Here is an 11,356-nt window from a genome sequence, read left to right as displayed (position 1 = left end):
GCGCGGTTCGGCTGCGCGCGGCCGCCTGCCGCTGTCCTTGGTTGCGGGCGCACTGGCGCGCGAGGTCGATGGCCGCGGCCGCGCCATCGAGGTTGAACACCTGCAGGCCGCGGTCGAGATTGACGGCGAAGTCCGGCGCGTTGCGGAAGGCGTCGAGCTGGTCACGGTTGATTGCCATGGAGGCCCAGCCGTCGCCCTCGGCGGCGAAGGCGCCCATCTCGGCCGCGTCGCCGAAGCCGTAATAGCCCTGCACCTTGCCGCGCCGGCCGTAATAGGGCACGCCGATCTGCCAGGAATTGCCGTCCGTGCCGATGCGGAACTGCACCTGGCCGTTGTCGGTGTCGGCGGCGCAATAGCCGAAGATGGGTCCGACCCAGACCGAGACCACGTTCCAGCGCCCGGCCTTCTGATAGGCCTTCTCGTCCAGCGCCGCCGCCGGCGCCGCGCCGAGCGAAAGCCCCGCGAGGGCGAAAAGCCCCGCGGCCACAATGGAACGCCCCCGCATGGCTCCGCCCCCGGAAATGCCTGAAATTGCCTGTTCAAGAAATCGTTATTGGTGGCCCATGGTCCTGTCAAGGCGGCGCTTCAGCTGGCCGCGCGAAGAAAATCGGCTGCATCGTCAACCGCCTGCCGACCCCGCGCCGGCGCATCGGCCCGGGCGACACCCGGCCTCTCCATCCGCTATCCTGGTCGGAGGCATCGGAGTGTGGGAGGCGCAGGCGTGAGTGGCGATCGGGGGGACGCCAGGCGGGACACCGTCTGCATCGGGCGGCGTGCTTTCCTCATCGGCGCTGGCGTGGCGCTGCTCGCCCGCCCCGTCATGGCGCGCCCCGCCGCCTATCCCGCGCCCGACCGCGAACTGATGGTGCCCGTGGAGGGCGGGCGCATCTATGTGCGGGTCAACGGCGCCGGGCGCGGCCTGCCGCTCCTCGCGCTCCATGGCGGCCCCGGCGGCACCCATTCATCGCTGCTCGATTTGCTGGAACTGGCGAATGGCCGCACGGTCATCCTTTACGACCAGCTGGACGGCGGCCGATCGGACCGGCCGGATGATCCCGCCCACTGGCGTGTCGGCCGCTTCGTGGACGAGATCGAGGCGATCCGCGCGGCGCTCGGCATCCCCCGCTGGCACGTGCTCGGCCACAGCTGGGGCGGCACGCTGGCGCTGGAATACGGCGCCCGCCGCCCGCCTGCTTTGGCCGGCCTGGTCCTGGCGAGCCCGCTCGTCTCCACCGCCCGCTGGATGGCCGATGCCAACGCCTTGCGCGACACGCTCCCCGCCAAAGCGCGCGACGACCTCCTGAGCTGCGAGGGTCCGAGCCCACCGCCGCAGGACGCCTGCGACGACGCCAGCGCGCTGTTCTACGGCGCCTTCAACCTGCGCGGCCGCGCCCCGCGGCCATGGCGGCCTACCGGCACCCGGACGACCGCGGCTTCAATCCGAAGCTCTACGGCACCATGTGGGGATCGAGCGAGTTCCGCTCCACCGGCACCCTGAAGGACTATGACGGCGCGCCCCTGCTCGCCCGGCTCGACGGGCGCGCACGCTGTTCCTGGTGGGCCAGTATGACGAGGCGCGGCCGCAGACGATCGCCGACTTCGCCGCGCGCGTGCCGGGGTCGGAATACGGCGTCATCCCCGGCGCGGCCCACGGCACCTTCATCGACCGGCCGGACGAGACCCTCGGCCTGCTGCGCGCCTGGCTCGCGCGGCAGGACGCGCTCGGCTGAAGGGGATCAGGCGATCTCCTCCAGCGCCATGAGCGATTCCGGCAGCACCTGCCCGCCGTCGATCACCAGCGTCTGGCCGGTGATGTAGGCCGCCTCCTCGGAGGCGAAGAACAGAGCGGCATTGGCGATGTCGTCCACGCTGCCGAGCCGCTTCAGGGGAATGGAGGCCTCCATCTTCTCCAGATAGTCGGCGCCGAGGCCGTCGAGGCCCTCGGTGCGGATGTTGCCGGGCAGGACCGCGTTCACCGTGATGCCGAACGGCGCCAGTTCCAGGCAGGCGGTGCGGATGAAGCCCAGCTGCCCGGCCTTGGAGGCGCCGTAATGCGCCCAGCCGGGATAGCCGGTGATCGGCCCGGTGATGGAGGAGGTGACGACGATGCGCCCCCAGCGCGCCGCCTTCATGGCCGGCAGCACCGCCGCCACCGAAAGGAACGTGCCCTTGAGGTTGGTGCCGATCACCTGGTCGAAGTCGGCGTCGGTCATCACGTCGAGCTTCGCCGCCGGGAAGATGCCGGCATTGGCGCACAGGATGTCGAGCCGCCCGTAGCGCTCCAGCGCCACGGCGGCGAACGCCGCGCAGGCGGCCCGGTCGGCCACATCGGCCGCGAACGCCGAGGCGTTGGGGCCGATCTCGGCGGCCGCCGCTTCTGCATCGGCCAGGCGACGCGCCACCACCAGCACGTTGAGCCCGGCGGCGCCGAAGCGCCGGGCGATGCCCTTGCCGATGCCCTTGCTGCCGCCGGTCACCACCACCGTCCGCCCCGCGAGCGCCTTCAGCATGCGATGCTCCTCTTTTCTGCCGGCCGGTTCTTGTGCCGCCCCACGCTCTGGCGCGATATTGGGCATGCTCAAGAGTGCATCGTCCGATCGATCTTGTGAAGGAGCGGGAATGGACACGCGGCTCGGCGCGCGCAGACGTGACGGCGCATCCTGCGCGGAGGACCGTCATGCTCTATGACGACGCCTTCCTGGCGCGCATCAGCCACGGCCTCGGCGCGGCGCTGACCTTGTGGGACGTCGCGCCGGACACGCGGCTGGAGCTTCTCACCATCTCGGAGAACGCCACCTTCCGCGCAACCGGCACCGGCGGGGGCGACCTCGTCTTCCGCGTCCACCGGCCAGGCTACCACAGCCGCGCCGAGATCGCCTCGGAGCTCGCCTGGATCGCGGCGCTCAGGGCCGAGGGCGTGGTGACGACGCCGCGCCCCGTGCCGATGAAGGACGGCGGGCTGATCGCCGACCTCAAGGAGGGCGGCACGACGCGGCACGTGGTGGCGTTCGAGTTCTTCCCCGGCAAGGAGCCCGACGCGGGCGAGGCCCTGGAGGGCTGGTTCCGCGAACTGGGCACCATCCATGCGCGCCTCCACGCCCACGCCCGGCGCTGGGCGCGGCCGGAGGGCTTTTCCCGCAAAGTCTGGAACTTCGAGAGCACGCTCGGCGCCGCGCCGCTCTGGGGCGACTTCCGCGCCGGCCTCGGCCTCGATGCGCCCGGCCGCGCGCTGCTGGAGCGCACGGCCGGCGTGCTCCGGCACAAGCTGGCGCCGTTGGAAGCGCCGGACAATTTCGGCCTCATCCACGCCGACCTGCGCCTCGCCAATCTCTTGGTGGAGGGGGATCGCCTGGCGCTGATCGACTTCGACGACTGCGGCTTCTCCTGGTTCCTCTACGACTTCGCCGCCGCCATCTCCTTCATCGAGCATGAGCCTTATGTGCCGGCGCTGCGCGCGGCGTGGCTGGAGGGCTACCGTTCACAGGCCCCGCTCGGGCCGGAGGCGGAGGGCCAGCTCGACCTCTATGTGATGCTCCGGCGCATCCTGCTCACCGCCTGGATCGCCTCCCATGCCGAGACGCCGACGGCGCAGGCCATGGGCGTCCCCTACACGGAGGGAACGCTCGCCCTCGCGGAGGCCTTCCTCGGCCGGCACGGCTGAGGACGCGCAGGAGGGGACCATGGAACGCAAGAAAGAGATCCTCGCCCTCAACGCCTTCGCCCCCGCGCCGGGTGCGGACCTCGCCGCCGCCGGCCTGGGCGACGACCTGGCGCGGAGGGTCGAGCGGCGCCGGCGCAGCTTCGGCGCCACTTCGGTTCTGTTCTATGACCGCCCGCTGCATGTGGTGGCCGCCCGCTGCGCGACCCTCACCACCGCCGACGGGGCGCGCTATCTCGACCTCTACAACAACGTTCCCTCGGTGGGGCACAGCCACCCGAAGGTGGTCGCGGCGGTGCGCGCGCAGGTGGGGCAGCTCAACATCCATTCGCGCTACCTCATCGACGTGGTCGACGACTATGCGGAGCGGCTGCTGGCGCACTTTCCGGCGCCGCTGGCCAATGTGGCCTTCACCTGCACCGGCTCGGAGAGCAACGACTTGGCCCTGCGCCTCGCGCGGCTCGCGTGCGGCGCCACGGGCGTGGTGGTGAGCGAGAGCGCCTATCACGGCAACACCGCCGCCGTGACGGAGGTCTCGCCCTCCTCCTACCGGAAAGGCGGGCCGCCCTCCTTCGTGCGCACCGTGCCGCCGCCCCATCCCGCGCATTATGGGGCGGATGTGGCGGGCGGGTTCGCGCGGGCGGTCGCCGCGGCCATCGACGCGCTGAAGGCGGACGGGCACGGCTTCGCGGCGCTGCTGGTGGACACCATCTTCTCGTCCGACGGGGTGCATGCCGACCCGCCGGGCCTTCTTCAGCCGGCGGTGGCGGCGGCGCGGGCGGCGGGCGGGCTCTTCATCGCCGACGAGGTGCAGCCCGGCTTCGGCCGCACCGGCACCCAGATGTGGGGCTTCGCGCGCCATGGCGTGGTGCCGGACATCGTCACCCTGGGCAAGCCCATGGGCAACGGCATCGCCCTCGGCGCCGTGGTCACGCGGCCGGACCTGCTGGCGCCGTTCGCCGATGCCTTCGGCTATTCAACACCTTCGGCGGCAGCCCGGTGGCCTGCGCCGCCGGGCTCGCGGTGCTGGAGGCGCTGGCCGAGGACGGGCTGATGGACAATGCGCGGGTCGTCGGCGCCCGGATCGCCGCGCGGCTGGCCGAACTGCGCCCCGCCTGCCCCGCCATCGGCGAGGTGCGCGGCGCCGGGCTCTATCTCGGCATCGACATCGTCTCGACGGCGGACGGAACTCCGGATCCCGACGGCGCAGGCCGTCTCATCAACGGCCTGCGCGCGCGCGGCATCCTCATCGGCGCCGCCGGCCCGCTCGGCCATACCTTGAAGGTGCGCCCGCCTCTGTGCCTGACGGCGGACGAGGCGGACATGTTCGTGGACGCGCTGGGGGCGATGCTGCGGGGGTAGCGGCGCCGGCACGAAACGCACCAAGCCCTCCGCTCCGGCCGGAGAGAAGGGCTTGATGTGTGACTGGACGACGGCCTGCCGTGCGGGCCAACGCTCAGCGGGTGGGGACCGGCTTCTCGCCGCGATAGTCGTAGAAGCCGCGCTGGGTCTTGCGGCCGAGCCATCCGGCCTCGACATACTTCACCAGCAGCGGGCACGGGCGATACTTGGAATCCGCGAGGCCCTCGTGCAGCACCTGCATCACCGCGAGGCAGGTGTCGAGACCGATGAAGTCGGCGAGCTGCAGCGGCCCCATGGGATGGTTGGCGCCGAGCTTCATGGCGCGGTCGATGCTGTCCACCGAGCCCACGCCCTCATAGAGCGTGTAGATCGCCTCGTTGATCATCGGCAGCAGGATGCGGTTGACGATGAAGGCCGGGAAGTCCTCGGCCACCGCATAGGTCTTGTGCAGGCGGGTGACGAACTGCTTGGAGCTTTCGAAGGTGTCGTCGTCGGTGGCGATGCCGCGCACCAGTTCCACCAGCTCCATCAGCGGCACCGGATTCATGAAGTGAATGCCGATGAAGCGCTCCGGCCGGTCGGTGGCCGCGGCGAGGCGGGTGATGGAGATGGAGGAGGTGTTGGAGGCGAGCAGCGCCTCCGGCTTCACCACCGGGCAGAGCGAGGAGAAGATCTTCCGCTTCACCTCCTCGCGCTCGGTCGCAGATTCGATCACGAGGTCGCAGTCGGCGAGGTCCTCGATCCGGTCGGCGGCGGCAATGCGGCCGAGGGCCTGCTGGCGGTCCTCCTCCGAGACGGTGCCCTTCGACACCTGCTTGGCCATGTTGCCATTGATGGTGGCGAGGCCGGAGCGGATGCGGTCCGGATCGGCGTCGTTGAGCGCCACGTCGTAGCCCGCCAGCGCGCAGACATGCGCGATGCCGTTGCCCATCTGGCCTGCACCGATGACCCCGACCTTCTTGATCTCGAGCGGCATGGTTCTCTCGTTCTGCCTTGTTGCCGGTGACCGGGGCGGGCCTACCCGCTCCGGCCGACCGAGGGGCCGGCCGCAGCCAGTTGATCCTATCCCTTGATCTTGGCGATTTCCGCCTTGAGCTCGGGAATGACGGTGTTGATGTCGCCCACGAGGCCGTAGTCGGCGACCTGGAAGATCGGCGCCTCCTCGTCCTTGTTGACGGCGACGATGACCTTGGAATCCTTCATGCCGGCGAGATGCTGGATGGCGCCGGAAATGCCGAGCGCGATGTACAGCTCGGGCGCGACCACCTTGCCGGTCTGGCCCACCTGCCAGTCGTTCGGGGCATAGCCCGCGTCCACCGCGGCGCGCGAGGCGCCCACCGCCGCGCCCAGCGCGTCGGCCAGAGGCTCGATCAGTTCCGCGAACTTCTCGCGCGAGCCGACCGCGCGGCCGCCGGAGACGATGATCTTCGCCGCCGTCAGCTCGGGACGGTCGGAGGCGGCGATCGCTTCCTCCACGAACACCGAGAGCGCGGGGTCGCTCGCGGCGGCGACGGCTTCCACCGGCGCCGATCCGCCCTCGGGCGTCGCGGCGAAGGAGGCCGTGCGCACGGTGATCACCTTCTTGGCGTCGGACGACTTCACGGTCTGGATCGCGTTGCCGGCATAGATGGGCCGCACGAACGTGTCGGGCGCCTCCACCTGGATGATGTCGGAGATCTGCATCACGTCGAGCAGAGCGGCGACGCGCGGCAGCACGTTCTTCACCATGGCGGTGGAGGGGCCGACGATGGCGTCGTAGCCGGGAGCCAGCGAGACGATGAGCGCGGCCAGCGGCTCGGCCAGACGGTGCGCATAGAGCCCGTCGTCCGCCAGCAGCACCTTCTCGACGCCCGAGAGCTTCGCGGCAGCCTCGGCCACGCCCTTGGCGTTATTGCCGGCGACCAGCACATGCACCGGCGCGCCGAGCGCGGCGGCGGCGGTGAGGGCCTTGGCGGTGACGCCGTTGAGAGCCGAATTGTCGTGTTCGGCGATGAGCAAGGTCGCCATCAGATCACCCCCGCCTCGTCCTTGAGCTTGCCGACAAGCTCGGCCACAGACCCCACCTTCACGCCCGCCTTGCGGCCCGCCGGCTCGGCGGTCTTGAGCACGGTGAGGCGCGGGGCGACGTCGACGCCGTAGGCGTCCGGCGCCTTCTCGTCGATGGGCTTCTTCTTCGCCTTCATGATGTTGGGCAGCGAGGCATAGCGCGGCTCGTTGAGGCGCAGGTCCGTCGTGACGACGGCCGGGCCCTTGAGGGTCACGGTCTGCAGCCCGCCGTCGATCTCGCGGGTGACGGCGAAGCCGCCGTCCTCCACCACCACCTTGGAGGCGAAGGTGCCCTGGGGCCAGCCCAGCAGCGCGGCCAGCATCTGGCCGGTCTGGTTGCAGTCGTCGTCGATCGCCTGCTTGCCGAGGATGACGAGGCCGGGGGCCTCTTCGCCCACCACGCCCTTGAGGATCTTGGCCACCGCCAGCGGCTCGACCACGCCGTCCACCTTCACCAGGATGCCGCGGTCGGCGCCCATGGCCAGCGCCGTGCGCAGGGTCTCGGAGGCCTGGGCCGGGCCGATCGACACCACCACCACCTCGGTGGCCTTGCCGGCTTCCTTGAGGCGCAGCGCCTCTTCCACGGCGATCTCGTCGAACGGGTTCATGGACATCTTGACGTTGGCCAGCTCCACGCCCGACCCGTCCGACTTCACCCGGACCTTTACGTTGTAATCCACCACCCGCTTCACGGGCACCAGGATCTTCATCGAGGCGTGCTCCCCATCTCCCGACCTGAGGTCCGGCTGCGCGCATGCGCCGAACACATATCAGCGGGCTTCAGGCCCGCCGCGTTGGTTGCGGGCGCCGCGGCCCCGAAGTCCGCGCGTCCGCGCGATCCGGCATCACTGCGCCGGGGCGGTCGCCGGGTCTTGGGGAGAGGCGGGCCGGACCATCGGCGGCCGGCGGGCCGGCAGCCGAGGGACCCGCACTCCAGGGCGGAACCCTCGTCATCTCAAGGCTCCCTGCAATGCAGCAAAACCTCGGGGCCGGCAACGTAGGAGCGGCCAGAATGAGTGTCAACGCTCGCCTTCCCGCATCCCGCGCGGCGTCGGCGCGCCCGAGGGATCGCGGTCGAACAGCGCCACGCCGGGCCGGCGCATCACCGCCACCAGCCCCGCCCCGGCGACGAAGCCGCCGATATGGGCCCACCAGGCGGTCTCTTCGTCGCTCGCCGCCACCACCTGATAGACCTGGAGCACGATCCAAAGGCTGATGACCCAGAACGCGGGCACGCGCAGCGGCAGCTTCATGAACACCAGCGCCCACAGGCGGATGCGCGGGTGCAGCATCAGATAGGCCGCGATCACCCCAGCCACGGCACCGGACGCGCCGATGAGCGGAGCCTCCGAGCCCGGCTGCGCGACCACGTGCGCCGCCCCGGCGAGGATGCCGCACAGGAGGTAGAAGGCAAGAAAGCGCGCATGACCGAGCGCGTCCTCGACGTTGTCGCCGAACACCCACAGGAACGCCATGTTGCCAACGAGGTGCAGCCAGCCGGCATGCAGGAACATGTAGCTGACGAGCGTGAAGGCCGCCGGCAGGCGCTCGTAGCCCTCGGGCAGCACCGCCGCGCCCGTCACCACCGCCGGTATGGTGCCGTAGGCGAGCACGCCCGCCTCGCTCACGGCGCCGAAGCCGCCGTGCTGCAGCACCACGAAGACGAACAGATTGAGGCCGATGAGCGCCCATGTGACGTAGGGGCGCACCACATGCTCAAGCGGATTGGTGTCGTGCAGGGGAACGAACATCGGCGCGGCATTTCCCGGCGGGCAGCGGCACCGCGCCCAAGGCCCCATCTGGCGGCAATCTACCGGAAGGCTCGGCACCGCGCCAAGGGCCTTGCCGTTCCGGCAGGCGTTTCGAGGTGCGGCTGCTACCGGCTGGCGCCCGGCACCCACAGCACGTCGCCCTTGCCGCGGTCGTTGGCATAGCGGCCGGCCACGAACAGCAGGTCCGAGAGGCGGTTCACATAAGCGACGGCGGGCGCGCCGACGGCCTCCCCCGGCATATGGGACAGTTCCACCATGTCGCGCTCGGCCCGCCGGCAGATGGTGCGCGCAAGGTGCAGGTAGGCCGAGGCGGCGCTGCCGCCCGGCAGCACGAACGAGGTGAGCGGCGACAGCTCCGCATTGAGCGTGTCGATGTCGGCCTCCAGGCGCTCCACCTGGGAGGGGACGATGCGCAGCGCCGCGCCCGCCGCCTCGCCGTCCGCCGGCGGCGTGCACAAATCGGCGCCGAGGTCGAACAAATCGTTCTGCACCCGCTCCAGCATGCGCGAGAGCGCAGGCTCGCCCTGAAGGTGCAGCCGGGCGATGCCGATGGCGGCGTTGGCCTCGTCCACCGCGCCATAGGCGGCGACGCGCAGGTCGTATTTGCGCACCCGGGCGCCGGTGCCGAGCCCGGTGGTGCCGTCGTCGCCGGTGCGGGTGTAGATCTTGTTCAGCTTCACCATGGCGGCGGCTCAGCGCTGCATGGCGAAGATGGTGATCATGATCAGCACCAGCGCGCCGAACTGGAACAGCACGCGCAGGCGCATGAGCATCTGCGAGCGCTGCGGCGAGCCGCCCGAGGCGAAATTGAACAGGCCGAGCAGCAGCACTCCCGCCACCAGGAACAGCGCGAACGGAATGAAGAGATAGATGGACCAGTGGAGCATTGGGACACCTGCGCGCGGCGCGCCCTCAAGGGAGCGCCGCCGTCAGTTCATGACCGCGATGGCGGCGTTGAGCGTGAATGCGTAGCACACCCAGGCGAGATAGGGCAGCAGCAGCCAGGCGGCGATCCTGTCCACCGGCCGCGCCGCCTTGATGGTGAGCGCCAGCGTCGCGATCAGCAGCACGATGATGGCGAGCGCCGGCCACGGCGCCTGGAGGCCGAAGAACACCGGCGACCACGCCGCATTCAAGGCCAGCTGCGCCAGGAACAGGCCGATGGCCCAGTTGCGGCCGGGCGTTCGGGGCGGCTTCCCCCACAGCCGCAGCAGCGCCACCCCCATGAGCGCATAGAGCGTGGTCCAGGCGATGGGAAACAGCCAGTTGGGCGGCGTCCAGAACGGCTTGGCGAGGCCCTGGTACCAGCCGGGAATCTGCGGCGCCGTCACCGCCGAGCCGAGGAGCGCCACGGCGGTGATGAGGCCCGCCACGGCGAAAAAGCGCACGAGGCGGGTGTTCGGAGCGACATCTGTAGCCATGTGTGTTCAGGCCGCGATATGCCGCTCGATCTCTTCGACCGGCAGCTTCACGAGATCCTTGGCCAGTTCGCCGTCCACCGCGGCCTTCACCTGGGCGCTCAGGGCGTCGCGCAGGGTGCCGAGCGCCTTCGGCGGGGCGACGATGAGGATGCGGCCGGCCCCCTCCTGCACCAGTTCCGCGAGCCGGCCGGCGAGCCGCTTCAGGAAGTCGGCCTCGGCGAGCGCATGAAGGTCGGTGGTCTCCACCGCGCTGCGGGACGCGCCCTTCGATTCGTGCACGCGGCCGGGGCGGTCGGTGCCGAGTTCCGAAGTCGGTGCGCTCGGCGCGCTGATGCTCTCCAGCACCTTGAGCCGCGGCTTCGGCGCAATGCCGCTGTCGGCCAGAAGGAGCGCCCTCGCCCCGTCGCACACCAGCACCAGACGATTGGGCTTGTCCGCATGCGGCATTGTCTTCACCTCCGGGTCGTAGGGCCGGGCCCGCCGCAGCGGTCCCGGTCACGGGTCGTTTCCCAGCCGCCGCACCCCGCCGCGTGCAAGCGCGCAGCATGGACCGGCACTGGCGGCGCGCCTTTGCGTGCGATCAAGGACCGGCGCGTCCGCATCTTTCTAAAGTGTGCCGCAATCGCCCGCATGCAAGGGGCGATTGCGACGCATTGACCTCAGGTCCCGTCTTGCCGGCGTGCCCGACCCGTGAGACGATTTCACGAATTTGGTGCCGCACCGGCGCGGCAGCCGAAGCCCGCTTCGCCGGGCCGGAGGATTTGAGGCCATGCCCGTTCTCGTCCGCTTCCTTCTGCGCCATGCCCTGATCGGCGTCGGCGTCGCCGCGGTGTTCGTCGGCGCCCTCGCGGCCTTCGACGTGTTCCATCTGAGGGCGCTGATGAGCGGCTCGCCGGACGGGCTCCTGGCGCTCGTGGTTCTCACCGGGGCTCTGGGCATCACCTTCGGCAGCGTGCAGATGGGCTTTGCCGTGATGCTGATGGGCGATGACGACGAGACGGCGAAGGGCCGTCGCGCCCCGGATCGCCCGCCTGCGGCCGGTCCCCGTGCGGGTGCGCGCGCGGCGCTGACCCGCACGCTGGGCACGCGGCGCCGCG

General features: G+C 70.6%; 16 protein-coding genes. 6 read left to right on the top strand and 10 right to left on the bottom strand.

What is annotated here, in order from left to right; genetic code table 11:
* On the bottom strand, nucleotides 1-487 hold a 487-nt coding region (locus AC2W7M_RS11510), incomplete at its 3' end, for a hypothetical protein (protein ID WP_486132485.1).
* Between the two features lie 234 nt (nucleotides 488-721).
* Here AC2W7M_RS11510 and AC2W7M_RS11505 point away from each other — a divergent pair.
* Together AC2W7M_RS11505 and AC2W7M_RS11500 are read left to right on the top strand one after the other, a co-directional pair.
* On the top strand, nucleotides 722-1,498 hold the full coding sequence (locus AC2W7M_RS11505) for an alpha/beta fold hydrolase (RefSeq protein WP_486132484.1): 777 nt from the start codon (nucleotides 722-724) through the stop codon (nucleotides 1,496-1,498).
* Nucleotides 1,499-1,556: 58 nt separating this feature from the next.
* Complete coding sequence (locus tag AC2W7M_RS11500) at nucleotides 1,557-1,730, top strand: alpha/beta fold hydrolase (protein WP_486132483.1); 174 nt, start codon at nucleotides 1,557-1,559, stop codon at nucleotides 1,728-1,730.
* A 6-nt stretch (nucleotides 1,731-1,736) separates the two neighbouring features.
* Here the strand turns inward: AC2W7M_RS11500 and fabG are convergent, their stop codons facing one another.
* Nucleotides 1,737-2,510, bottom strand: coding sequence for a 3-oxoacyl-ACP reductase FabG (gene fabG / locus AC2W7M_RS11495; protein ID WP_486132482.1), 774 nt, complete (start codon nucleotides 2,508-2,510; stop codon nucleotides 1,737-1,739).
* A gap of 167 nt (nucleotides 2,511-2,677) precedes the next feature.
* Here fabG and AC2W7M_RS11490 point away from each other — a divergent pair, with 167 nt between their 5' ends.
* Genes AC2W7M_RS11490 through AC2W7M_RS11480 form a run of 3 tightly spaced genes read left to right on the top strand, consistent with a single transcriptional unit; the run spans nucleotide 2,678 to nucleotide 5,020 of the window.
* Nucleotides 2,678-3,661 (top strand): phosphotransferase enzyme family protein, encoded by a 984-nt coding sequence (locus tag AC2W7M_RS11490; RefSeq protein ID WP_486132481.1) that lies wholly within the window; start codon nucleotides 2,678-2,680, stop codon nucleotides 3,659-3,661.
* A 19-nt stretch (nucleotides 3,662-3,680) separates the two neighbouring features.
* Entirely contained in the window at nucleotides 3,681-4,712 is a 1,032-nt protein-coding gene (locus AC2W7M_RS11485; RefSeq protein ID WP_486132480.1) for an aminotransferase class III-fold pyridoxal phosphate-dependent enzyme, read from the top strand.
* Complete coding sequence (locus AC2W7M_RS11480; RefSeq protein WP_486132479.1) at nucleotides 4,658-5,020, top strand: aminotransferase class III-fold pyridoxal phosphate-dependent enzyme; 363 nt, start codon at nucleotides 4,658-4,660, stop codon at nucleotides 5,018-5,020. Before AC2W7M_RS11485 ends, AC2W7M_RS11480 begins: the two co-directional genes overlap by 55 nt.
* Nucleotides 5,021-5,114: 94 nt before the next feature.
* Here AC2W7M_RS11480 and AC2W7M_RS11475 read toward each other — a convergent pair whose 3' ends face one another.
* From AC2W7M_RS11475 to AC2W7M_RS11440, 8 genes are all read right to left on the bottom strand, one after another.
* Nucleotides 5,115-5,996: a 3-hydroxybutyryl-CoA dehydrogenase gene (locus AC2W7M_RS11475; RefSeq protein WP_486132478.1), complete on the bottom strand. Its 882-nt coding sequence runs from the start codon at nucleotides 5,994-5,996 to the stop codon at nucleotides 5,115-5,117.
* An 86-nt stretch (nucleotides 5,997-6,082) separates the two neighbouring features.
* Entirely contained in the window at nucleotides 6,083-7,027 is a 945-nt protein-coding gene (locus AC2W7M_RS11470) for an electron transfer flavoprotein subunit alpha/FixB family protein (protein ID WP_486132477.1), read from the bottom strand.
* Entirely contained in the window at nucleotides 7,027-7,776 is a 750-nt protein-coding gene (locus AC2W7M_RS11465) for an electron transfer flavoprotein subunit beta/FixA family protein (protein ID WP_486132476.1), read from the bottom strand. The genes AC2W7M_RS11470 and AC2W7M_RS11465 overlap by 1 nt, the downstream gene beginning before the upstream one ends.
* A gap of 309 nt (nucleotides 7,777-8,085) precedes the next feature.
* Complete coding sequence (locus AC2W7M_RS11460; RefSeq protein ID WP_486132475.1) at nucleotides 8,086-8,817, bottom strand: rhomboid family intramembrane serine protease; 732 nt, start codon at nucleotides 8,815-8,817, stop codon at nucleotides 8,086-8,088.
* A gap of 125 nt (nucleotides 8,818-8,942) precedes the next feature.
* Nucleotides 8,943-9,521 (bottom strand): cob(I)yrinic acid a,c-diamide adenosyltransferase, encoded by a 579-nt coding sequence (locus AC2W7M_RS11455; protein ID WP_486132474.1) that lies wholly within the window; start codon nucleotides 9,519-9,521, stop codon nucleotides 8,943-8,945.
* 9 nt (nucleotides 9,522-9,530) lie between these two features.
* The gene (locus AC2W7M_RS11450) at nucleotides 9,531-9,725 is read right to left on the bottom strand and encodes a twin transmembrane helix small protein (RefSeq protein ID WP_121622989.1); all 195 of its coding nucleotides are present in this window, start codon (nucleotides 9,723-9,725) and stop codon (nucleotides 9,531-9,533) included.
* 42 nt (nucleotides 9,726-9,767) lie between these two features.
* Complete coding sequence (locus tag AC2W7M_RS11445) at nucleotides 9,768-10,259, bottom strand: TspO/MBR family protein (protein WP_486132473.1); 492 nt, start codon at nucleotides 10,257-10,259, stop codon at nucleotides 9,768-9,770.
* Between the two features lie 6 nt (nucleotides 10,260-10,265).
* Nucleotides 10,266-10,706 carry a host attachment protein gene (locus AC2W7M_RS11440; RefSeq protein ID WP_486132472.1) on the bottom strand — a complete coding sequence of 147 codons (441 nt, stop codon included), beginning with the start codon at nucleotides 10,704-10,706 and terminating at the stop codon, nucleotides 10,266-10,268.
* A 322-nt stretch (nucleotides 10,707-11,028) separates the two neighbouring features.
* Between AC2W7M_RS11440 and AC2W7M_RS11435 the strand changes: the two genes are divergently transcribed.
* Nucleotides 11,029-11,356 (top strand): hypothetical protein (locus AC2W7M_RS11435; protein WP_486132471.1); only part of this gene is annotated, 328 nt, incomplete at its 3' end.

This window comes from Xanthobacter sp. BG11Y11_SDJG, from assembly GCF_057364445.1.
Note: the sequence above shows the minus strand (reverse complement) of the source record. Positions and strands in the feature narration are given on the sequence as shown.

Excerpts from the sequence above, each read along its gene's own strand:
- fabG (WP_486132482.1), bottom strand. The coding sequence starts at position 2,510 with ATGCTGAAGGCGCTCGCGGGGCGGACGGTGGTGGTGACCGGCGGCAGC.
- AC2W7M_RS11490 (WP_486132481.1), top strand. The coding sequence starts at position 2,678 with ATGCTCTATGACGACGCCTTCCTGGCGCGCATCAGCCACGGCCTCGGC.
- AC2W7M_RS11485 (WP_486132480.1), top strand. The coding sequence starts at position 3,681 with ATGGAACGCAAGAAAGAGATCCTCGCCCTCAACGCCTTCGCCCCCGCG.
- AC2W7M_RS11475 (WP_486132478.1), bottom strand. The coding sequence starts at position 5,996 with ATGCCGCTCGAGATCAAGAAGGTCGGGGTCATCGGTGCAGGCCAGATG.
- AC2W7M_RS11470 (WP_486132477.1), bottom strand. The coding sequence starts at position 7,027 with ATGGCGACCTTGCTCATCGCCGAACACGACAATTCGGCTCTCAACGGC.
- AC2W7M_RS11465 (WP_486132476.1), bottom strand. The coding sequence starts at position 7,776 with ATGAAGATCCTGGTGCCCGTGAAGCGGGTGGTGGATTACAACGTAAAG.
- AC2W7M_RS11460 (WP_486132475.1), bottom strand. The coding sequence starts at position 8,817 with ATGTTCGTTCCCCTGCACGACACCAATCCGCTTGAGCATGTGGTGCGC.
- AC2W7M_RS11455 (WP_486132474.1), bottom strand. The coding sequence starts at position 9,521 with ATGGTGAAGCTGAACAAGATCTACACCCGCACCGGCGACGACGGCACC.
- AC2W7M_RS11450 (WP_121622989.1), bottom strand. The coding sequence starts at position 9,725 with ATGCTCCACTGGTCCATCTATCTCTTCATTCCGTTCGCGCTGTTCCTG.
- AC2W7M_RS11445 (WP_486132473.1), bottom strand. The coding sequence starts at position 10,259 with ATGGCTACAGATGTCGCTCCGAACACCCGCCTCGTGCGCTTTTTCGCC.
- AC2W7M_RS11440 (WP_486132472.1), bottom strand. The coding sequence starts at position 10,706 with ATGCCGCATGCGGACAAGCCCAATCGTCTGGTGCTGGTGTGCGACGGG.